The sequence below is a fragment of the Nocardia sp. NPDC051750 genome (assembly GCF_044453135.1).
In the GTDB taxonomy this organism is placed as follows: Bacteria; Actinomycetota; Actinomycetes; order Mycobacteriales; family Mycobacteriaceae; genus Nocardia.
The window spans coordinates 1,164,141-1,185,881 of sequence record NZ_JBITCK010000002.1 but is presented as its reverse complement, the minus strand read 5'-3'; the positions used below and the strand labels follow the sequence as shown (position 1 = coordinate 1,185,881).

Here is a 21,741-nt window from a genome sequence, read left to right as displayed (position 1 = left end):
GACTCGGGAAGGAGCGGTGGCGTGACCGACGAAGCGGCGGAGACCATTTCGGTGATGGTCGTCGACGATCATCCGATCTGGCGGGAGGGCGTGGCCCGCGATCTCGGCGCGGCCGGGTTCCAGGTGGTGGCCACCGCCGAGGACACCGCGACTGCCGTCCGGCGGGCCGCGGCGGTGCGTCCGCGAGTGGTGCTGATGGATATGCAGTTACCCGACGGGAACGGCGCCCGGGCCACAGCCGAGGTGTTGCAGGTCTCCCCGGACAGCCGGGTGCTGGTGCTGTCGGCCTCCGGCGAACGCGACGACGTCCTGGACGCCGTGAAAGCCGGCGCGTCCGGATACCTGGTCAAGAGCGCCTCCGCCGCCGAACTCGTCGCCGCCGTCCACGAGACGGCCGCCGGCCAGGCGGTGTTCACCCCCGGACTGGCCGGTCTGGTGCTGGGCGAGTACCGGCGGATGGCGACCGCGCCCAGCGATCCCGGTACGCCGGACCGGCCGGCGCTGACCGACCGTGAGACCGAGGTCCTGCGCCTGGTCGCCAAGGGACTGTCCGCCAAGCAGATCGCCACCCGCCTGCACCTCAGCCACCGGACCGTCGAGAACCACGTCCAGGCCACGTTGCGCAAACTCCAGCTCGCGAACCGGGTGGAACTCACCCGCTACGTGATCGAACAGGGCCTCGACGAATAGCCGCACGTTCTCGCTACCCGAAAAGGGTAGATCCCGGCGCGGTACCGAGTAGTCCTACTCATCCGCCCGGGGCGCCGACGGCAGACCATCGAAACATGACGACTTCGATCGATCCGGCACTGGTCGCCCGGCTGTCCGGTGAGTTCGACTCTCTTGCCGGCGATTTCACCGCGCTCGGCGGTCAGTTGGGCACGCTGGGCCGCGATCTGGAATCACTGCACCAGCAAGTGCTGTCGGCAGTGTCAGCGCGAGCCGGATCGGCCGGGCAGGAGCAGACCACGGCATCGCCGGAGGCGGTGCCGCCGACCGGTGTGCGCGTCGGCGGGGTGCACACACCGGATACGCCGGGCGCGGCTACCTCCATATCAGGAGGCGCCGCGCCCGGTCACCGGGACCGAGCATCCCGGCCACTACAGCGATCCGCGCACCAGGCCGCCGACCAGGACGCCCCGGCGCACGCGGAGCAGGCCGAACAGGGCGAGGCGGGAGCGACCGCGGGACCGGAGAACCGGACCACCCCCGGACACGGGGTCCGGCCCGTCCCGGATACATCGGCGCACGCTGCGTCCGCGGCACAGGAACAAGGCGCTCCGGGGCACGCCCCCCAGAGCGATTCGGTGCACGCACTATCCGGGACCCCGGCGCCGGCGCCTTCGGGCGAGCTGACCGAGGGCGGCCCGGCCGCGCAGGCCCGGGCGCCGTGGGGCGTACCTCCGCAACCTCCCACCAGACCGGCGACGACCGCACGCATGTATCGCGAAGCGGTACAGCAGTACCCGGGCGCCGTGGGGGCCGGCCACCCGTATCCCGGCTCGGTACCGCCCCGGCCGCCGGGAGTACGCGGCCCGGTGCCGCCGCGGACACCGTGGTGGCAGCGCGAGGGCGTGATCAGCCGGGTGCTCGCGGTGGCCGGCGTGGCCGTCACCCTCATCGGTGTCGTGATGCTGCTGGTTCTCGCCGCCCAGGCCGGTATTTTCGGACCGGTTCCCCGGGTGGTCTCCGGGGCGGTGCTCTCGGCCGCCTTGGTGGGTGCCGGGATGCGCGTGTATCGGCGCGCCGGTGGCCGGGTCGGTGGAATAGCGCTCGCGGCTACCGGTTTCGCGGGGGCCTACCTCGATGTGGTGGCGGTGACCACGATATACGGCTGGCTGCACCCGATTCCCGGGTTCGCCGCGGCGCTGGGGGTCGCGGCGGCCGGGGTCGGGCTGGCCGTCCAGTGGCGCTCCCAGCCGCTCGCGGCGCTGGTTGTCGCGGGCGCGGCCGTCTTGGCGCCGTTTCTCACGACCGACTTGGCCCTGCTCGCCTTCCTGGTCGTCCTGCAACTGGCCTGTGTGCCGGTGCAGATCCGGCATGATTGGCCGTTCCTGCATCTCGTCCGGACGGTCCCGGCGGCGCTGACCATGCATCTCACGATCGTCGCGTATGTGATCGACGCGCCGGACGGCAATCGTCCGGCGCTGGTACTCACCGCGGCGGTGGCAATGGCCGCGGTCGGGCTCGCCGGTACGGTCCTGGTGGTCCGGACCCGGCCCGGCGATCTCGTCGCGAGTATGTCCTGCGCCCTGGCGATCACGCCCCTACTCGCGGCTCCCGCGCTGTTCGAGCGGCCGGCCGCCACCGCGATCTCGTCGGTCTACGCCGTTGTCCTGCTGGCCGTCGCCGCGACGGCCCTGGTGCCGAAAGTCCGGGACAGGGCCCGGATCCCGGGGCATACCGCGATCGTCGCGGCCACCGGCGGTTCCTTCGCGCTCCTGGAGACCTGCTGGGGCGTCACCACGGCCGGCACACTGCCGCTGGCGCTGTTCCTCGTCGCCTGCTGCTACCTGGGGATCGCGGGGCAGTCCCGGAACCGGGTGCCCGTATTCCTGGGGCTCGGGTACGCGGCGCTGGGTGCGCTGGCCTTCCTGGCGATCGCCGACCCGGAAACACTGACCGCGCCCGCTCGCGCCGCCGGCCTGTCCCTCGGCGCCGCGGCCTCGGCGGTCGCCGGGCTGGGGGTCGTCGCGGTGGGATTGTGGGCGCTGCGCCGGACGTTCGGTCCGTCCATCGACGAAGCGGGTACGACACTGCTGTGGATCGGCGGCAGCGCGGCGGCGCTCTACCTGGTGACCGCCGCGACGGTGTCGTTCGGGGTGGCCTCCGGCACCGCGGACGGATTCGTGATCGGCCACAGTATCGCCACCATCATCTGGATGGCCGGCGCGCTGGCCGCACTGCAGTACGGGCTGCGGAACCTGGGCGCCGAGACGCCGGCCACCGCGAAGGTGGCCCTGGGGTCCGGGCTGCTGGTCAGCGCTGCAGCCCTGGCGAAACTGTTCCTGTTCGACCTGGCCACGCTCGACGGATTGATCCGGGTCGCCGCGTTCCTGGTGGTCGGCATCCTGTTGCTGATCGCGGGAACCCGCTACGCCCGGGCGTTCGCCGAGACGACAGCGCGCGAGCAGAACCGCCCGGCCTGATCCGGCTGCTCAGGACGAGGTGCGCGCCGCCGCCACCATCGCCCGGGTGATGGTGGCGAGATCCTCGGTGTCGCTGATGAACGGCGGCATGGCGTAGATCAGATCGCGGAACGGGCGCAGCCAGGCGCCGGCGCCGACGGCCGCGGCGGTGGCCGCGCGCATATCCACGGGGTGGTCCAGCTGGATCACCCCGATACCGCCCAGCACCCGCACATCGCGCACACCCGGCAGCTCCCGGGCCGGAGCCAGACCCGCGCGCAGCCCGGTTTCGAGCCGCTCCACCTCACCGCGCCAATCGCGGGAGAGCAGCAGGTCGATCGAGGCGACCGCGACCGCGCAGGCCAGCGGGTTACCCATGAAGGTCGGCCCGTGCATGAGACCACCGTGGGCCGCGCTGACGGTTTCGGCCAGCTCCGTGGTGCACAGTGCTGCGGCGAGGGTCAGATAGCCGCCGGTGAGCGCCTTTCCCACACACAGGACATCGGGTGCCACCCCGGCCTGTTCGGCCGCGAAAAGTGTTCCGGTGCGGCCGAATCCGGTGGCGATCTCGTCGAAGACCAGCAACACACCGTGCTCGTCGCAGAGGCGTCGCAGATCGGCCAGGTAGCGGGGATCGTGCCAGCGCATCCCGCCGGCCCCCTGCACGACCGGCTCCACCACGACCGCGGCGAGTTCCGCGGCGTGCCGGGCGAGAGCGTCCTCGAGCTCGCGGACATAGTCCCGGTGGTACTCCCGCGGTGGCGCGGAGACGAAGACCTGGTCGGCCAGCACATCGGTCCACAGGGAATGCATCCCGCCCTCGGGATCGCACACGCTCATCGGGGTGAACGTGTCACCGTGATAGCCGCCGCGCCAGGTGAGCAGGCGGCGTTTGCCCGGTTTCCCCACCGAGCGCCAGTACTGGAGGCACATTTTCACCGCGACCTCGACCGATACCGAGCCGGAGTCGCAGAGGAACACCTTGTCCAGTCCCGCCGGGGTGTGCCGGACCAGGAGTTCGCACAGGCGGACGGCGGGTTCGTGGGTGAGTCCGCCGAACATCACATGACTCATCCGCCGCGCCTGCTCGGCGAGTGCCGCGTCGAGGACCGGATGCCGGTAGCCGTGGACCGCCGCCCACCAGGAGCTCATCCCGTCGACGAGTTCACGCCCGTCGGCCAGGGTCAGCCGGGTACCCGATGCGGAGGTGACCACCAGCGGTTCGGTGGTGGCCGGGAAACCGCCGTAGGGGTGCCACACATGCCGGGCATCCAACGCCGAGATCTGCGCGGCGTCGAGCGCCGCGGGGACAACGGTCACGGTGCGGTCCTCTCCCTCGGAGACGGGGCCACCCGCGGGCGACCTGAACACCGTTCAAGTTACCAACGCCGACCCGGCGCCGCCGCTCACCCCCGAAGAACGACCATCGCCACCGCCCCGGGGTACGCGCGCCCCTGCGGGCCACACGGCTCCACCCCGGCCGAACCGGGCAGGTCGACCGGCTCACGGACATCCACCTCTCCCGAGCACATCGCCCCACACCGGACTCGGAGCGTCTCCGCTACCGGCACACCGGACTGCACCGCCTCGGCCCGGCTACCGCGCCGAACCGGACCCCTCCCGCGCTTCGCGCCGATCGAGAATGGCGGCCACCCGAGCCAGCAGCCGCCGCAATTCATCCATACCAAGGTCGCCCACGTCCGCCCGTACCCGCCGTTCGATACCGGCGATACGCTCGCCCGCGAGCCGCAGCGCCACGTGTCCCGCATCGGTGCACACCACCTGCCGGGCCCGCCGGTCGGCCGGATCCACCTGCCGCCGCACCAGGCCCGCCTGTTCCAGCTGACCGATCAGTTCGCCCATCGACTGCTGCGTCATTCCCGCCGCCTGCGCCAGCTCCCCCACCCGCGAACCCGCCGGATCGAGATACCGGAACACCGCGTAGTGCGCGGGACGCAGGTCGGGGGCGGCCAGCCGGGCACGTAGTTCGGCGTTCAGTTCGTCCTCCACCGCCCGGGTTGCGCGACTGAGCAGTTTCAACAGGGATGCGGGTTCGGGTGTTGACATATTATGAAGGTTACCTTTCTAATTGAGCGATGGCATCCCGGGTCCTCCTCACCTTCCGCAACGGCCATCGCGTCACGATGCTCGACCAGGGCATCGACGAACGCGGCCCGTACCTGCGCTTACAGCACGAACTCGGCGAACCCGGCCGACAGGCCGGGCCGCACTGGCATCCGGTACTGGCCGAAGAATGGACCGTGCGCCGGGGCGCGCTGCGGTTCCGGATCGACGGCCGCGAAATCCTGGCGGGGCCGGGCGATACCGTCACGGCACCCGCCCGCGCGGTGCACGAGTTCTGGAACGAGTCCGCCGGAACGGTGATGGACCACGAGATCCGGCCGCCGCTTCGGCACTGGCAGATGTTCGCGCTGTGGAGCGCCCTGGACGAAGCGGGCGCCACCACCGATTCCCGGGTTCCGCGCAATCCGCTGGCACTCGCCCTGCTCTGGGAACTCCAGGACGGCTACCTCGCCGGAATACCACCCTGGCTGCAACGCCTGACACTCGGAAGTCTCGCCGCAATCGCCCGGCGAACCGGTTACGGCCGCCGCCTGCTCACCCCGGCCGAGCCGAACTGAACAGATGACCAGCGGCCCCCGGCCGAACTCCGCCGGAATAACGCTAGGGTCTTGACCATGCACGCGTCCGATTCGCTGCCCGAGGGTGCGGCACCGCCGCGGAGATCGCCGGATATCACCCGGCCGCGGGATCACGCCTACCATCCGCGCTGACCCACGCCACCGCACTGCACCCCAGCAGTCGCGGCCCGAACCCGTCCGCCGCGCCACCTCAGGACCCGACCGAGAACCGTATGCCCGCAGACCCGCCGCGCTTCCGCCCCACTCCGCGCCTCACTCCGGTCCGCAGCACCTACCGGCTACAGCTGCGACCGGACGGACTCACCTTCGCTCAGGCCGCGGCCATCGCGGAGTATCTCCAGCAACTCGGGGTGTCGCATGTGTATCTGTCGCCGGTGATGACGGCCGTGCGCGGTTCGACCCACGGATACGACGTCACCGACCCCACCACCGTGTCCCCCGCCCTCGGCGGCCCGGTCGGCCTGAAGGCCCTGGCGGACGAGGTCCGCAACCGCGGCATGGGACTGCTCATGGACCTGGTGCCCAACCATGTGGGGGTCGCGGATCCGCAGCAGAACCCGTGGTGGTGGCATGTGCTGCAGTACGGTCGGAAATCGCAGTTCGCGACGTTCTTCGATATCGACTGGAGTCCGGGTAACGGTGTCGGCGGGCGCCTGGCGCTCCCGGTACTGCGCGGCGAGAACGATCCGGCCGCGCTCAGCGTCGACCGGTCCGGCCCCGAACCGCTGCTGGCCCTGCACGAACTGCGTTTCCCGATCGCGCCCGGCACCGACGGCGACAACGCCCTGCGCATTCACGACAAACAGCACTATCGGCTGGTCAGCCGGAAATCCGGGATCTGCGGTTACCGCCGCTACCTGGCGATCGACGGACTGGCCGCGTTGCGCCAGGAGGACCCGCACGTTTTCGAGGCCACCCACAGCGAACTGGCGGCCTGGTGCGAACACGATCTGATCGACGGCGTCCGGGTGGACCACCCCGACGGACTGTCCGATCCGACCGAGTATCTGCAGCGGCTGCGCGCGCTGATCGGGCCGAATCGCCTGCTGCTGGTGGAGAAGACGCTCGCGAACCGCGAACCTCTCGACCCCACCCTGCCGATCGACGGCACCACCGGGTACGACACCCTCGCCGATTTCGGTGGTGTCCTGCTCGAACCCGCCGGGGAACAGATCCTCACCGAACTGTCGCGGCATATCACCGGCCACGGCAGCGACCGGGTGTGGGTCGGGGAGAAAGAGCACCGCATCAAACGCGCGGTGGCCGAAAGTATTCTGCTGCCGGAGGTCCGCCGGTTGGTCGCCGCGATCAAACACGACGCCGGCGCCCAGGATTTCGACACGATGGCGCTCACCAACGCCACGATCGAGGTGCTGTCGTTCCTGCCCGTGGCCCGGGCCGATTACACACCGCTGGCCGGGATGATCAGCGCGGTCCTGGCCGAGGTCGAAAAGCGCAATGCCGAACTGCGGGTGCCGCTGTCCGTGCTGGTCACTGCGATCACCCGGGGCGGTGCCGCGTGGACCCGGTTCCATCAGGTGAGCACGGCAATCGGTGCGAAAGCCGTGGAGGACATCCTCTTCTACCGGGCGGTGCGGCTGGTCTCGCTGCAGGAACTGGGCGGGAACCCGGCCCGGTTCGGTCGCACGGTCAACGAATTCCATCTCGGGAACGCCTCGCGGGCGCTGCGCTGGCCGGCCTCGATGACCACGCTGTCCACCCACGACACCAAACGCGGCGAGGATGTCCGGGCCCGGATCGGTGTCCTGTCCCAGGTTCCGCGGATGTGGGCCCGCGCGGTGACCCTGTGGCTGGAGAAACTCCCCCCGCCCGACGGCGCGACCGCGCTCTTCCTGCTGCAGAACATGTTCGGGATGTGGCCCGCCGACGGCCGGCCGCCCTCGTCCGTGCCCGGGCTGCGCGACCGGGTGCACCGGTTCGCCGAGAAGGCGATGCGGGAATCCGGCCTGCACACCGCCTGGGAAGAACCCGACCTGGATTTCGAGAACGCCGTCCACACCTGGCTGGACCAGGTCATCGACGGGCCGGTGGGCCGCCAGCTCACCGATCTCGCCCACGATCTCGCACCGCACGCCTGGTCGGATTCGCTGGGCCAGAAACTGCTGCAGCTGTGCGCGCCGGGCATCCCGGACATCTACCAGGGTTGCGAGATCTGGGAGGACTCCCTGGTCGACCCGGACAACCGCCGGCCAGTGGATTTCGGCTCCCGGGCCGCGATGTTGCACACCCTCACCACCACCCCGCCGCTGGATATCACCGGCGCCGCGAAGATGTGGGTGGTGGCGTACGCGCTCTGGCTGCGCCGGGAGCGGCCGGAATGTTTCGTCGGCGGTGCCTACACGCCCGTTTTCGCACACGGCGAACACGCTGACAAACTGGTGGCCTACGGGCGCGGGCGGGTCGGCGCGGAACCGGAGATCATCGTGGCGGTGACCCGGCACAGTGTGGCGATCGGCGAAACCGGTTGGGGCGATACCTATATCGAGCTCTCGGGCGGTTCGTGGACCGACCGGCTCACCGGCCACACCTTCCAGAATCGCGCCCGCACCGAAAAGCTCTTCGCCCGCCTGCCGGTGGCGCTGCTGGTGCGCTGAGCACCGGCCCGCCGGGACCGCCGGTCAGGCTCCGGTGATCCGTGGCGCCGGCCGCTGCGCCTCCAGCAGAAAGGCCAGTTCGAGCAGGGTCCGTTCGTCGCCGTAGGCACCGCTGAGCATCACCCCGACGGGCAGGCCCGCGTCGGTGAGGCCCGCCGGAATCGCGATCGACGGCGAGCCGGTGACATTGTTGATCGGCGTATAGCCCACGAAATTCGTGACCCGTTCCAGCAATTCGTCGAACGGCACGCCCGGGCGCAGATACCCGAGCTCGGGAGTGGTGTGGGTGAGCACCGGGGACAGGATCACGTCGTAGCGGGTGAGCACCTCGTCGTAGTCGGCGCGGGCCTTGTTCAGCCGGTACAGCGCGCCCGGGGTCGCCAGGAGTTGCCGGCGGAAGGACGCGGCGAGCCCTTTCGTGAAGGCGTCCAGACGGGCGGCGTCGAAGCTCCGGCCGTGGCTGAATTTGCCGGTGACCCCCGACATCTGCGCCAGGAACCCCCAGTACCGCAGGAAATCCCCGACCAGGCTCGGCGCCACCGGCGAGGCCATGGGTTCGACGGAATGCCCTGCGGCTTCGAGTATTTCGGCCGTGCTCCGCACCGCGGCGGCGGTCTCGGCATCGGGTTCGCGTCCGTTGCACGCCGTGAGGAGCAGCCCGATCCGCAGTTTCCGGTCCGACGGACCCTCCACCGTGCCGATGGGCGGGAGTTTCGGGTTGCGCCAATAGCTTTCGGCGGCCGCGTGGTAGGCGGCCTGATCGCGTACCGAGCGGGTCAGCACTCCTTCGGAGACGAGTTTGATCGGCAGCTGCCGCGCCTGTGCATTGTCCAGGTGCCGGAAACGGCTGGGTTTCAACGACCACAGCCCGGCGCAGGCCGCCGGGATCCGCAACGAGCCGCCACCGTCGTTACCGTGCGCCACCGGAACCACACCCGAGGCGACCATGGCCGCCGATCCGCCCGACGAGCCGCCGACCGTGTACTCGGTGTTCCAGGGGTTGCGAGTGGGATCGCCGCTCTCGAATTCCGTGGTGGAGGTGAAACCGAACTCGGGCATGGTTGTCTTCCCGAGCACGGTCACGCCGGTACTGAGCAGTTGCGCGGTGAACCGGTCGTCCTTACCCGCCGGATGCGGGGTGATGGCGGCGCTGCCGTGGCAGGTCGGCAAACCCGCCACATCGGCATTGTCCTTGACGAAAGCCGGAACTCCGTACCAGATCCCCGAATCGCGCGCCGGGTGCCGCGGACTCGGGCAGCGGTGCGCGATCGCGTGCAACTGGGGATCGACCTTCTCGGCCCTCGCGAGTGCCGACGCGGCCACTTCTTCCGGAGTCACCGCACCGGACCGGACCCGCTCCGCCAGCGCTACGGCGTCACAGTCGCCCAGCGCGTCGTCGGTGAAGGCATGTACTCGATCGCTCATATCTCGGCTCGCGTGTACGTCGGGGCTCCGGACTGTCGACCCGGACCAAGTTGGACATAAGTTCAGCTCGGCCCAGAGTAGTACGAGCGCAACCCCCCGGAAGGCGGACCGCCGGTCCTGCGCGCGCTATCGCGCGGCGCGCCACCGGCCGAGCGTCCACAACACCGCGCCCACCGTGGCGCCGAGCAGTACCCCCGCCTGCGGCGAACCGAGTACGAGCGCCGCGGCCACGAGAGCCAGCAGCCCCGCTGCCAGCGCCTCCAGTTTGTACACCGGCCAGCGCGACCCCGCGATATCGATCTCCGCCCCGGCGCGCACGGCGTCGCGGGTATCGAGAGTGTGCGATGCGGTCATGCGATCAGGCTACCCGCAGACCAGGTGTTCGGTCCATCGAACTTTTGTCTTTCGGCACACACATCACGGGCACTCGCCGACCAGGTGGCCAGGGCGAACCGTGCAGCGGAGTATCCGGATGCACCCCTTTCCCACCGGGAGCCGGAACAACCGGCCGGCCTGTTCCGGGAACAATCACCGGGCACCGGGGTGTTTCGGGGGATATGCCATTGACTGGAGAATATGCACCGTCCACCTCCGATTGGGCCCGGGAGCAGGCCGAGAAGATCGAGAATTCGGGGGGTACCGAGGGCACCACCTTGCAGGGCATGCCCGTCGTGGTGCTGACGACCGTGGGGAACAAGTCCGGCAAGCTGCGTAAGACCGCCCTCATGCGGGTCGAGCACGACGGCGAATACGCGGTCGTCGCCTCCCTGGGCGGCGCGCCGAAGCATCCCGTCTGGTACTACAACGTGGTCGCGCACCCCCATGTGGAACTGCAGGACGGCGCGGTCACCAAGGATTACACCGCCCGCGAGGTATCCGGCGAAGAAAAGGCCATCTGGTGGGAGCGGGCGGTCGCCGCCTACCCGCCCTACGCCGATTACCAGCTCGAGACCGACCGGCAGATCCCGGTGTTCGTGCTGACCCCACGCTGAGTTAGCCCGCGAAGCCCTGGCGAAGTTAGCGTAATCCCAGTACAGACCACCCGCCGCGGTCCGCGGCGGCGGCGGGTGGCACCATGGAGCGGGTGTCCGATGTGCTGAGCCACCTGCCCGAAGCTCGTCCCGCGCTGACCGCGGACGAGATCGACGCCGCGGCCAAACGCATCGCCGAAATTATCGAGCCGACCCCGCTACAACTCTGCCCGCGGCTGTCCCAGCTCACCGGCGCGCAGGTGTATCTCAAGCGGGAGGACCTCACCGTCGTGCGGTCCTATAAATTGCGTGGCGCCTACAACGTGGTCATCCAGCTCAGCGAGCCCGAACGGACCGCCGGGGTGGTCACCGCGAGCGCCGGCAATCACGCCCAGGGCGTGGCATTCGCCTGCCGGGCGATGGGAATCACCGGCCGGATCTATGTCCCGACCACCACCCCCAAACAGAAGCGCGACCGCATCCGGGTCCACGGCGGCGAATTCGTCGAGCTCATCGCGGTCGGCGAAACCTTCGACGCCGCCGCCGCGGCGGCCGCCGCCGATGTCCGGCGCACCGGCGCCACCATGGTGCCCCCGTTCGACGACACCCGCACCGCGGCGGGTCAAGGCACCATCGCGGCGGAGATCCTGGACCAGCTCGAGACGCCGCCCGATCTGGTGGTCGTTCCGGTCGGCGGCGGCGGATGCCTCGCCGGAATCGGCACCTACCTGCGCGAGCGTTCGCCGCAGACGGGGATCCTCGGTGTCGAACCGGCCGGGGCCGCGTCGCTGACCGCGGCGCTGGTCGCGGGCTCACCGGTCACGCTGCCCACCATCGACCCGTTCGTCGACGGCGCGGCGGTACGCCGGATCGGCAAGGTCCCCTTCGACGCGGTCTCGGAATTCGGCGGCAGAGTCGTCACCCATGCCTCGCTGCCGCTGCTCACCGCCACCGAATCCCCGCACGGTGCGGGAGCGTTCCGGCTGCTGCGGGTCGACGAGGGCGCCGTGTGCACGGCCATGCTGGGCCTGTACCAGAACGAGGGGATCATCGCCGAACCGGCCGGCGCGCTCGCGGTGACCGCCCTGCTCGAGGCGGCCCCGGAACCCGGGTCCACGGTGGTGTGCCTGGTCTCCGGCGGCAACAACGATGTCTCGCGCTACGGCGAGGTGATCGAACGGTCGCTCGTGCACCAGGGTCTCAAGCACTACTTCCTGGTGGACTTCCCACAGGAACCCGGTGCGCTGCGCCGGTTCCTGGACGAGGTGCTCGGCCCCGACGACGACATCACGCTGTTCGAATACGTCAAACGCAACAACCGGGAAACCGGTGCCGCGCTGGTGGGTGTGGAACTGGGCGAACGCACCGGACTGCAGCCACTGCTGGACCGGATCGCCCGGTCGCCGATCCAGTGCGAACGGCTGGAACCGGGCTCGCCGGCCTACCGCTACCTGACCTGACCGGTCAGGCCGCGGCCTCCCGGGGCGCGCTGCGGGCGATCCGGCGGGCGGACCGGGCGCCCGCCATCACCAGCGGGAGCAGCCAGGCGAAGGCGGGCTGATCGAGGGCCAGCATGTCCAGCGACAGCCGGTTGTGCGTGAACCCGACCGAGATCCCGCTGTCCGGATCGGCCCAGCCGAACGAGCCGCCCAGACCGATATGGCCGAAGCCGCGCGGCGCGCCCACGGTCGGCATCGAGTGGTAGCCCAGATGCCACAGCGGCCCCATGTAGAGGAAGAGCCCGGTATCCGGCCGGTACCGTTCGATCCGGCGAATCGCCTGCATGGTGGCCCCGGACAGGTACCGCTGCCCACCCGCCATACCGTCACAGGCCAGCGGCTCGTACATGGCGGCGAGGCCGTTGGCCGTGCACACACCGTTGGCTGCGGGCATCTCGCTGTCCAGTACCGGCGGGTTCGGGCCGGCGAGAATGGCTTCCGCGCCCGGGATGAACATCGAACGGCTGCTCACCCCGAGGACGCCGGGGATGCTCTGCAACAAGGTGACCAGCCGGGCTCCGCGCGGGGTGCCGGCGAAGGCGAACCCGGTCCCGAAACTTTCCGCGGCCAAGGTCAGCGATCCCGCGGGCGGCCGGCCCAGGTAGATACCCTCGATACCGAGCGGTTCCGCGACTTCCTGTGCGAACAGCTCCTTCATACTGGCCCCGGTGATGGCCCGGGTCAGTCCGGCAAGCAGCCAGCCGTAGGTCATCGCATGGTAGGCGGGGACGCCGAGCAGCCGGTCGGGGGTCGCGGCGGCCAGCCGCTGCGCCATGAGTTCGTGATCGAGCAGTTCCGACCCGTGCGCGGCCAGTGTGCCCACACCCGACAACCCCGCCGAATGCGTGAGGATCTGCCGGACGGTGATGCAATCTTTTTTGTTGCACCCGAACTCGGGCCAGTATTCGGCGACGGGGGCATCGTAATCGATCAGCCCGCGGTCGGCGAGCCGGTGCACGACCGTGGACGCGATCGCCTTGGTCGCCGAAAAGACCATGGCACCGGTATCGCGGGTCCACGCCCGCTCGGGCGCGGATTCCCCAGTCCAGATATCCAGAATCGGTTCCCCGTGCCGATAGACGGCCAGCGACGCGCCGACACCCTTCCGGCCACCGTAGACCCGGGTGAAGGCGGACGTCAGCCGCCGAAACTCTGCTCCGGCGGTGCCGGAATAAGCGACGCTGCTCATCCTTACACAGTAAGGTCACATGGCACGTTCCGGCAACGGCGTCCCGGACGGTAACCGGCGTGAGGGCCGAACGCACCCTCGTTCGCGACATCCGGTGAGCTCAGCAGTCCGTGGCTCCGTGCTATACGCGAATGTAATTGTCCGGGACACTCGGCGCCGCCACCGGAGACCCGCCGGAGATCCACCTCTCCCGGTCCCGGCGCCGGCCATACCGGGCAGCGGAAAGGAAAAGCAGCCCGTTCACGAATTCCAGGCCGACGACGCACTATTCTCCATTCCCCCATTTCACCTGCACTCGGCCGCACATCGCGGCCGAACCGGCCGATTCCACCTCGATCGGCGGAGCAACGCCCTACGCCACTTTCCCAGCAGCGGAATCCCCGATACCGTGTGCTGCCCCGAGGTCACCGCGAGGTCCACGCCGCTCGGCGCCATGACCCCGAGAAAGAGATAATTCCCGATCGAGGAAACGAAATTGTCACCGCGAGGCGGCGAAAAGGTCCCGGAAAGTTTTCTCCCGGAAATATCGAAGACACTCGATAAACCTCCCGAACGGCATATTTCTCGAAACGGATATTTCCCTGGATATAGTGGGCCGCATGACCTCATTGGGACCGCCGATCGTGCGGGACCAGGTGCGCGACGATGCGCTCCCGGTCGCCGACGCGACCCTCTACGCCGGCTGGTTTTCCTGCTTGGCCGACCCCACCCGGGTTCGCTTGCTGCACCAGGTCGCCACGAGCCCCGCCGGAATCCATATCGGCGAAATCGCCGAAGCACTCGGTATCGGTCAGCCGACCGTGTCCCATCACGTCCGCAAACTCACCGACGCCGGTTTCGTCACTGTGCACAAAGAGGGCACCGCCACACTCGTCACCGTCAACCCGCACCGGTGCACCGAACTCCCCCATACCGCCGACGCGGTCATGGGCATCCTCACCCCGCAACCGCCCTGCCCCGACGATCTACCCGGCGATGTGACGGTCCGCGCGATGACCGCCGACGACTGGGCCCCGATCCGGGCCATCTTCGCCGCCCGCGGCTCCGTGTACCCCGCGGTCTTCGCCACCGACGCCCCCAGCCGCGAGGTCCTGGACGAGCAGTGGCTGCCGGACCACCGCTGGGTCGCCGAAAGCGGCGGCCGGGTCGTCGGATGGGCCGCTCTCACCCCGGTATCCGGCCATGAGTTCTACCGCGATATCGCCGACAGCTGCATGATGGTCGCCGATGAACTGGAGGGCCGGGGCCTCGGTACCGCGCTGCTGCGCCGCCAGGTCACCGCGGCCGAAGAAGCGGGTCTGCGCACGCTGCAGACCACCTTGTTTCCCGAAGATCGGACCGCCATCTCGGTCCATCACGCGGCCGGGTTCCGCACGGTCGGCATCCGGGAACGGATCGGCCGCTTCGAAGGCCGCTGGCGCGACGCGGTGCTGCTGGAACGCCGCAGCCCGCTCAACTGACCGGCGAACTCGCTCAGGGGCCCGTCCGGACGGGCCGGAGAATCACCTTCAACCACAACGTCGACAGTCCGCAGGTCACACACAGCACCGCCACCACGGCAGTGAGCCACCCGGTGAAAGACACCCCGCGCACACCGCCCTCGCCCAGCGCGGCGAGCGGGAAAACCCCCGCCACCAGCATCGCGACCGTGCCGAACAGTGAGACCAGCGAGGTCGGCAGCCAGCGCAGCCACCGGAACGGACGCACCACCGATTCCGGGGCGGCGCCGGAGAACACCCGGCCCACCCGCGACCACGCCATACTGTTCGGAATCAGCACGGCCAGATCGAGCAGCAGGGCGCAGATCGCGATGCCCAGCGCCCCGCGCGGAACGCCGGTCACCGGCCAGGGCACCGGTAGCCACCCGCTGACCGCGACACAGGCGGCCAGCGCCACGCCGGCGAACGCCAGGGATGCCCACACCACCGACCATTTCCATCGGGAGGCCGCCAGCGCGACCGTACTGGCGCGTTCCTCCGGGGTACACGCGTCGTACCACCCGGGCGCACCGGCGGGAATCTTCATACAACTGCCCCGTGCCGAGTCGATCCTGCAACAACACCGCCGCGCGCGGTCCGTACCCGGCCCCCGCCTGCCCGCCAACTCTATCCGCACCGCGCGCTCCGCACAGCGGATGACCGGGTGGTGCTCGACCGGGCCGCGTCTCCTCGGGGGCCCCACGACGGATCGTGTGATGGCGCTGCCGTCGCGCCCCGCGCACGCGATGATGACACTGTGGCGCACGCGGGTAACGGATCCGAGGTCGACGTGGTCGAACGGATCGCACAGACGATCCTCGACGAACGCGATGAACTGGTCCGGCACCTGTCGACGGAGATCCGGGCCCGGGTCCGGGTCCTGGGGCAGGACGCCCGGCTGCGCGAACTGGCGGACGCCAGTACGAGCGACAATGTGTCGGCGGTCCTCGAATTCCTCCGGAACGGGGCGGACGAGGCAGAGGTCCGCGCTCCGGAGCGGGCCCTCACCTCCGCCCGCGCACTGGCCCGCAACGATATCCCGGCCTCCGCCCTGATCCGCGCGTACCGGATCGGACAGACCGGTTTTCTCGACGTCGCCATGCGGTATGCGGTCGAATTCGGTGGGGCGGACACCGCCGCGGTGATCATGCGCATCGTCCATCGCACCTCGACCTATATCGACCAGGTCTGCGAGCAGGTCGGCGTCGCCCACGAGCAGGAACACGAACGCTGGGTCGGCAGCCGGGGCGGCTTGCGGCAGCGCTGGGTGAACCGGCTGCTCGACGGCGCGGCCGTCGATATCGGGGAGGCGGAACGGGCCCTGCAGTACCCGCTGACCGGCCACCATCTCGCCGCCACCGCGTGGACCGATCCGCAGGTCGGCACCGCCACCGCGGCAGATGTGCTCGATCAGCTCCGGACCGCGCTGGCGGGTCTGTTCGGGCGCGTCCACCGGACCCTGCTGGTCCCGGTGGACGAGCACGAGGCCCGGTTGTGGTTCTCGGTCCCCCGCGCGATCACCGTCGATGCCCGCGCGATCGAACGGGTACTGGCCGAGCGGGAGCTGCCGGTCCGCATGGCGATCAGTGGCTGCGCCGCGGGGGTGACCGGGTTCCGGCAGGCGGCCGGTCAGGCCGCGCGGGCCCGCCGGATAGCGCAGCTCGGCGGGCCCGGCGGCGAACGCGTGATCTCCTATGCCGATGTGGCGGCCACCGCGCTGATGGCGGGCGATATCGAGACGCTGCGGGAATTCGTCGCCGAGCAACTCGGTGCCCTCGCCGTGGACAACCAGCGCAACCTGTGGTTGCGCGACACTCTGCGCGTTTTCCTGGCCCGCAACAACAGTTACGCGGCGGCCGCACAGGAGCTGGCGGTCCATCGCAACACCGTGCAATACCGCGTCCGGCAGGCACTGAACCTGGTCGGCTCCCACCACACCCAGGACGGCGATCTGCATCTGCGGCTGGCGCTTCAAGCGACGCACCGGCTCGGGGCCGCGGTATTGCTCCCGGACGCGGCACACCGCTGAGCACCGCTCGATCCGGCCACGCGGGTCACCAACGGGGCCGGAATCGTGCAGTGCGCACAAATGCCCGGCAACCTTTCATGCCCCCGGAATATGGTCTGCCCGATCGTCCCCGCCGTATGGTCGGTTATCCGGCCGACCGGCCCATTGTTGCCCGGTCCGGCCATCACCCACACCACATACCGGTCTTGCCGCGACTCGAATCCCCCGCCCGCGGGGTGCATTCGCGCACCCCGTCCTGTCCGACCCAGGAGCTCGCTGTGCCCTCGATCCACACCGTCCGCGGCGCCGTCGATACTGCCGACCTCGGTGTCACCCTCATGCACGAACACGTTTTCGTCCTCAGCAGCGATATGCAGCAGAACTATTCGGCCGAATGGGGTTCGGAGGACGCGCGGGTCGACGACGCCGTGCGCCGGTTGACCGTCGCCTACGAGGCGGGTGTCCGCACCATCGTGGACCCCACAGTGGTGGGTATGGGCCGCTACATCCCCCGGATCGCCCGGATCGCCGAGCGGGTTCCGCTGCAGCTGGTGGTCGCGACGGGGCTGTACACCTACAACGACCTGCCGTTCTACCTCCGGCATCGCGGCCCGGCGCCGGATCGGCTGGGCGGGAAGGGCACCGATCCCTTGGTCGAGATGTTCGTCAGCGATATCCGCGACGGTATCGGCGGCACCGGCGTCAAGGCGGGCATGCTCAAATGCGCGGTCGATGCCCCGGGGATCACCCTCGGTGTGGAGCGGGTGATGCGCGCGGTCGCGCGGGCCCACCACGAGACAGGGGTGCCGATCACCGTGCACACGCACGCCGACTCCGGGTCCGGTCTCGAGGTCAAACGGGTCATGTGTGTGGAGGAAGGGGTCGATCCCGGCCGCATCGTGCTGGCCCACAGCGGCGACACCACGGACCTGGAGTACCTGACCGCTCTCGGAGACGCCGGTTTCGTCCTGGGTATGGACCGCTTCGGGCTCAATCTCGACACCCCGTTCGAGGCCCGCGCCGATACGCTCATCGAAATGGTGCGCCGCGGGTACACCGGCCGGATGGTCCTGTCGCAGGACGCCAACTGCTATATCGACTGGATGGAACCGGCCGTGCGCGAGGCGGTCCTGCCGCAGTGGCACTACACCCACCTGTTCGACGACGTCTTTCCCTACCTGCTCGACCGCGGTATCGAGCAGCGGCAGATAGACATGATGCTCGTGGACGTGCCGCGGGCGTTCTTCGAAGGCCGCCCGGCACCGATCCCCTCGATGTACACGACGATCAGTTCCCCCGGCCGGCTGTTCAGCGCACGCTGAGCAGCGTCACCGCAGGGTGTTCGCTCGTGCTCGAGCGGCACAGCACGGCGCACCGGGCGAACCAGCGGCGGTGTCCGGTCCCGGCCGGATCGGGGTTTAGGGTTGTCGATCATGGCCCGACTGCCCGCCCCGCGATCCCGTGCGCTGCTCGCGGCGCTGCTGTGCGCCGTGGCCCTGCTGGCCACGGCCTGCGGTGGTGGCGGCAGCGGAGACACCGCCGCCCGTGATCTGTGCGCGCCGCCCGGACCCGAAGCGGCCTCGGCGGCGCCGGAGCGACTGAGCGCGCCCGGCGGCGGGTCCGAGGATCGGTTCACCACCCCGTCCGCCGCCCCCGTCGAGTCGGTGGATATTTCCCGCCTGGGACTGATCCGGCCAGGCGTGCTGAGCGTGGGCACACTCTCGGACGCACCGCCCAGTATCTGCGTGAATTCCGCCGGTTCCTTCACCGGATTCGACAACGAACTGCTGCGGGCGGTGGCGGCGAAGCTCGGATTGCAGGTGCAGTTCTCCGGCACCGAATTCGCCGGACTCCTGGCCCAGGTGGCGGGTAAGCGGTTCGATGTCGGCTCGTCCAACATCACCACCACCGACGCGCGACGTCAGCAGGTCGGATTCACCAACGGCTACGATTTCGGCTACTTCTCACTGGTCGTCAAGGACGGAAGCCCGGTAGGCGGATTCGGCGATCTGGGCCCCGGATCGCGGGTCGCCGTGGTGCAGGGCACCGTGCAGGACGAGTACGTGGTGAACGAACTGGGCCTGGACCCGGTGAAATTCCCCGACTACAACACGGCCTACGCGAATGTGAAAACCGGCCAGGTCGACGCCTGGGTCGCCCCGTCCGCGCAGGCCGAGGGTGCGATCGCGCCCGGTGACGCCACCTCCGTAGTGGAAAATTCGTTCAGCCTGGACAATTTCGCCGCCTGGGCGGTCGCGAAGAACAACCAGCCGTTGATCGACGCGCTCAACGCCGGCTTGGACGCGGTGATCGCCGACGGCACCTACGCGCGCCTCTACAGCGACTGGGTGCCGCGGGAACTGCCGCCCGGCTGGAAACCCGGGTCCAAGGCCGCGCCCGCCCCGCAGCTGCCGGATTTCGCGGCGCTCGCCGCCGAACGCGGACCGCAGGAGCAGACCCGGCAGGCACCGAAATCGACTCTGGAACAGTTGCGCGACACCTTCTTCGACTGGTCGCTGTACCGGCAGGCGTTTCCCGACCTGTTCAAGACCGGTCTGCCCAATACCCTGATCCTGGCGGTGGTCTCCGGGGTGCTGGGCACCGTCATCGGCATGCTGCTGGCTGTCGCCGGGATCTCGCGGACCCGGTGGCTGCGCTGGCCGGCCCGCGTCTACACCGATATCTTCCGCGGGCTGCCCGCGGTGGTCATCATCCTGATCATCGGTCTCGGTATCGGGCCGGTGGTCGGCGGAATCACCGGCAACAACCCGTACTGGCTGGGCGCGGTGGCGCTGGCACTGCTCGCCTCGGCTTATATCGGGGAGATCTTCCGCTCCGGTATCCAATCGGTGGAGCCCGGCCAGCTCGAGGCCGCGCGCGCGATCGGGTTCGGCTACCGGCAGGCGATGACGCTGGTGGTGATCCCGCAGGGGGTGCGGCGGGTGCTGCCCGCCCTGATGAACCAGTTCATCGCGTTGATCAAGGATTCCTCGCTGATCTACTTCCTGGGCCTGCTGGCGACCCAGCGCGAACTGTTCGCCGTGGGACGGGACCTGAACGCGCAGACCGGGAATCTGTCCCCGCTGGTCGCGGCGGGTCTGGTGTACCTCCTGCTGACCATTCCGCTGACGCACCTGGTGAACTACATCGACCGCCGGATGCGCACCGGGCGGCCGGACCAGCCGATCGACCCCGTCGAGCAGCAGACCATCACGGAAGGGCGTGGGTAACCGATGAGCGCCTCACTGACCGGTACCGGACTGGAGCTGCGGCTGGGCCACAACCAGATCCTGCGGGGTGTGGATATCCATGTCGAGGCCGGTAAGACCACCACCGTGATCGGTCCGTCCGGTTCGGGCAAATCCACGCTGTTGCGCGTCCTCAACCGGCTCTACGAGCCGGACGCCGGCGATATTTTGATCGACGGCGAATCGGTCCTCACCGAGAATCCGGACCGGCTGCGTCAGCGGATCGGTATGGTCTTCCAGCAGTTCAACCTGTTCCCCCACCGCACGGTGGCCGACAATATCGCGATGGGGCCGCGCAAACTGCGCGGGCTGAGCAAGGAGGAGTCCCGCGCGCTGGCGCTGGAACAGCTCGATATCGTCGGCCTCACCGGGAAGGCCGATTCCCGGCCCACCAATCTGTCCGGCGGACAACAACAGCGGGTGGCGATCGCCCGCGCGCTCGCCATGAAACCCGACATCATGTTCTTCGACGAAGCCACGTCGGCGCTGGACCCGGAACTGGTCAAGGGTGTGCTGGCCTTGATGTCGGAACTCGCCGCGGGCGGTATGTCGATGATCGTGGTCACCCACGAAATGGGTTTCGCGCGCAGTGTTTCCGATCATGTGGTGTTCATGGACGCCGGCCAGGTCGTGGAATCGGGCAGTCCCGACGACCTTTTCGACAATGCCGGCACGCCGCGCTTACGCCGCTTCCTCGATCAAGTGCTGTAACCGCGAAGAACCGAATCATCTGCCACGGCACGGCTCGGGTCCCCGGTGGTCCGGCGCAACGGAACGGCCGATACTGGGGCCATGAGCGAGGAGAAGAAGGACAACCCCTACGGGACGCCCAGCACCACCGGACCCGAGCAGCCCGGCGAATCCCAGGAGCGAACCAACCGGATCGTCCGGACGTTGCTGCGGGTGCCGGGGCTGTCGAAGCTGGTGGGCAAACGCCTGATGACCTTGCACGTGGTGGGCCGGAAAACCGGCCGGACCTTCGATATCCCGGTGGCCTATACGAAACATGGCTCGGTGCTGCTGATCGGCACCGCACTGCGCCCCTGGGTGAAGAACCTGGCTCCCGGCACACCACTGACCATCACCCGCGGCGGCCGGCCCGAACAGTTCGATCCGCTCGTGCACACCGCCGAGGCGGAGGTGATGCGGTTGTTCGAGGTCATCGCCCGGGACAACAAGCAGAACGCCTGCTACAACGGCATCGGCTTCGACGCGGCCGGCAATCCGAACAAGGCGGATATCTATCAGGCCTGGCAGCAGGGCGGTGCGGTGATCGAACTGCGGCCGCTCTGATCTTCGCGGCAGCCCGGGTTCAGCGTTGCCGCCAGCTCAGCGGTCCGGGCAGGTCGACGCTGTTCTTCCTGGTCCGGGAGTTCCACGACCACGGGCCGATCTTTATCCCCCAGGACGACAGACCCGATTGGGTGTAATTGAATTTCAGTGGTCCGAAGGATGTGCGTTTACGGAACCTGATGGGCATGACCGGCCTCCCTGACTCGGCCCCAGGATAGCGGATC

General features: G+C 69.1%; 19 protein-coding genes. 12 read left to right on the top strand and 7 right to left on the bottom strand.

The window, feature by feature from the left end; all coding sequences use genetic code 11:
* Positions 1–54: 54 nt before the first annotated feature.
* A complete protein-coding gene (locus ACIA75_RS12875; protein ID WP_397103490.1) occupies positions 55–690 on the top strand; it encodes a response regulator in 636 nt (211 codons plus the stop codon).
* Positions 691–785: 95 nt separating this feature from the next.
* Positions 786–3,149 carry a DUF2339 domain-containing protein gene (locus ACIA75_RS12870; RefSeq protein ID WP_397103132.1) on the top strand — a complete coding sequence of 788 codons (2,364 nt, stop codon included), beginning with the start codon at positions 786–788 and terminating at the stop codon, positions 3,147–3,149.
* A gap of 9 nt (positions 3,150–3,158) precedes the next feature.
* Here the strand turns inward: ACIA75_RS12870 and ACIA75_RS12865 are convergent, their stop codons facing one another.
* Positions 3,159–4,448: an adenosylmethionine--8-amino-7-oxononanoate transaminase gene (locus ACIA75_RS12865; RefSeq protein ID WP_397103130.1), complete on the bottom strand. Its 1,290-nt coding sequence runs from the start codon at positions 4,446–4,448 to the stop codon at positions 3,159–3,161.
* A 276-nt stretch (positions 4,449–4,724) separates the two neighbouring features.
* Positions 4,725–5,195 carry a MarR family winged helix-turn-helix transcriptional regulator gene (locus tag ACIA75_RS12860; RefSeq protein WP_397103128.1) on the bottom strand — a complete coding sequence of 157 codons (471 nt, stop codon included), beginning with the start codon at positions 5,193–5,195 and terminating at the stop codon, positions 4,725–4,727.
* Positions 5,196–5,224: 29 nt separating this feature from the next.
* Between ACIA75_RS12860 and ACIA75_RS12855 the strand changes: the two genes are divergently transcribed.
* Positions 5,225–5,770, top strand: a complete 546-nt coding sequence (locus tag ACIA75_RS12855) for a cupin domain-containing protein (protein WP_397103126.1) — start codon at positions 5,225–5,227, stop codon at positions 5,768–5,770.
* Positions 5,771–6,003: 233 nt separating this feature from the next.
* The gene (gene treY, locus ACIA75_RS12850) at positions 6,004–8,406 is read left to right on the top strand and encodes a malto-oligosyltrehalose synthase (RefSeq protein WP_397103124.1); all 2,403 of its coding nucleotides are present in this window, start codon (positions 6,004–6,006) and stop codon (positions 8,404–8,406) included.
* A gap of 24 nt (positions 8,407–8,430) precedes the next feature.
* Here the strand turns inward: treY and ACIA75_RS12845 are convergent, their stop codons facing one another.
* Together ACIA75_RS12845 and ACIA75_RS12840 are read right to left on the bottom strand one after the other, a co-directional pair.
* Positions 8,431–9,831: an amidase gene (locus ACIA75_RS12845; protein WP_397103123.1), complete on the bottom strand. Its 1,401-nt coding sequence runs from the start codon at positions 9,829–9,831 to the stop codon at positions 8,431–8,433.
* Positions 9,832–9,957: 126 nt separating this feature from the next.
* Positions 9,958–10,185 carry a hypothetical protein gene (locus tag ACIA75_RS12840; protein WP_397103121.1) on the bottom strand — a complete coding sequence of 76 codons (228 nt, stop codon included), beginning with the start codon at positions 10,183–10,185 and terminating at the stop codon, positions 9,958–9,960.
* Positions 10,186–10,388: 203 nt separating this feature from the next.
* Here ACIA75_RS12840 and ACIA75_RS12835 point away from each other — a divergent pair, with 203 nt between their 5' ends.
* Both ACIA75_RS12835 and ilvA read left to right on the top strand, forming a co-directional pair.
* Positions 10,389–10,823 carry a nitroreductase family deazaflavin-dependent oxidoreductase gene (locus ACIA75_RS12835; RefSeq protein ID WP_397103119.1) on the top strand — a complete coding sequence of 145 codons (435 nt, stop codon included), beginning with the start codon at positions 10,389–10,391 and terminating at the stop codon, positions 10,821–10,823.
* A gap of 83 nt (positions 10,824–10,906) precedes the next feature.
* Positions 10,907–12,262, top strand: a complete 1,356-nt coding sequence (ilvA, locus tag ACIA75_RS12830) for a threonine ammonia-lyase IlvA (RefSeq protein ID WP_397103117.1) — start codon at positions 10,907–10,909, stop codon at positions 12,260–12,262.
* A gap of 4 nt (positions 12,263–12,266) precedes the next feature.
* Here the strand turns inward: ilvA and ACIA75_RS12825 are convergent, their stop codons facing one another.
* On the bottom strand, positions 12,267–13,490 hold the full coding sequence (locus ACIA75_RS12825) for a serine hydrolase domain-containing protein (RefSeq protein WP_397103115.1): 1,224 nt from the start codon (positions 13,488–13,490) through the stop codon (positions 12,267–12,269).
* Between the two features lie 599 nt (positions 13,491–14,089).
* Here ACIA75_RS12825 and ACIA75_RS12820 point away from each other — a divergent pair.
* Entirely contained in the window at positions 14,090–14,950 is an 861-nt protein-coding gene (locus tag ACIA75_RS12820) for a helix-turn-helix domain-containing GNAT family N-acetyltransferase (RefSeq protein ID WP_397103113.1), read from the top strand.
* 13 nt (positions 14,951–14,963) lie between these two features.
* Here the strand turns inward: ACIA75_RS12820 and ACIA75_RS12815 are convergent, their stop codons facing one another.
* A complete protein-coding gene (locus ACIA75_RS12815; protein WP_397103111.1) occupies positions 14,964–15,515 on the bottom strand; it encodes a hypothetical protein in 552 nt (183 codons plus the stop codon).
* A gap of 210 nt (positions 15,516–15,725) precedes the next feature.
* Here ACIA75_RS12815 and ACIA75_RS12810 point away from each other — a divergent pair, with 210 nt between their 5' ends.
* The 5 genes from ACIA75_RS12810 (at position 15,726) to ACIA75_RS12790 (ending at position 21,517) form a co-directional block, all read left to right on the top strand.
* A complete protein-coding gene (locus tag ACIA75_RS12810) occupies positions 15,726–16,997 on the top strand; it encodes a PucR family transcriptional regulator (protein WP_397103109.1) in 1,272 nt (423 codons plus the stop codon).
* A gap of 257 nt (positions 16,998–17,254) precedes the next feature.
* Entirely contained in the window at positions 17,255–18,298 is a 1,044-nt protein-coding gene (locus tag ACIA75_RS12805) for a phosphotriesterase (RefSeq protein ID WP_397103107.1), read from the top strand.
* Between the two features lie 111 nt (positions 18,299–18,409).
* Complete coding sequence (locus ACIA75_RS12800) at positions 18,410–20,206, top strand: ABC transporter substrate-binding protein/permease (protein ID WP_397103105.1); 1,797 nt, start codon at positions 18,410–18,412, stop codon at positions 20,204–20,206.
* Between the two features lie 3 nt (positions 20,207–20,209).
* On the top strand, positions 20,210–20,935 hold the full coding sequence (locus tag ACIA75_RS12795) for an amino acid ABC transporter ATP-binding protein (RefSeq protein ID WP_397103103.1): 726 nt from the start codon (positions 20,210–20,212) through the stop codon (positions 20,933–20,935).
* A gap of 81 nt (positions 20,936–21,016) precedes the next feature.
* Positions 21,017–21,517 carry a hypothetical protein gene (locus tag ACIA75_RS12790; RefSeq protein WP_397103101.1) on the top strand — a complete coding sequence of 167 codons (501 nt, stop codon included), beginning with the start codon at positions 21,017–21,019 and terminating at the stop codon, positions 21,515–21,517.
* 19 nt (positions 21,518–21,536) lie between these two features.
* Here ACIA75_RS12790 and ACIA75_RS12785 read toward each other — a convergent pair whose 3' ends face one another.
* Positions 21,537–21,704 carry a DUF4236 domain-containing protein gene (locus ACIA75_RS12785; RefSeq protein WP_397103099.1) on the bottom strand — a complete coding sequence of 56 codons (168 nt, stop codon included), beginning with the start codon at positions 21,702–21,704 and terminating at the stop codon, positions 21,537–21,539.
* Positions 21,705–21,741 lie beyond the last annotated feature (37 nt).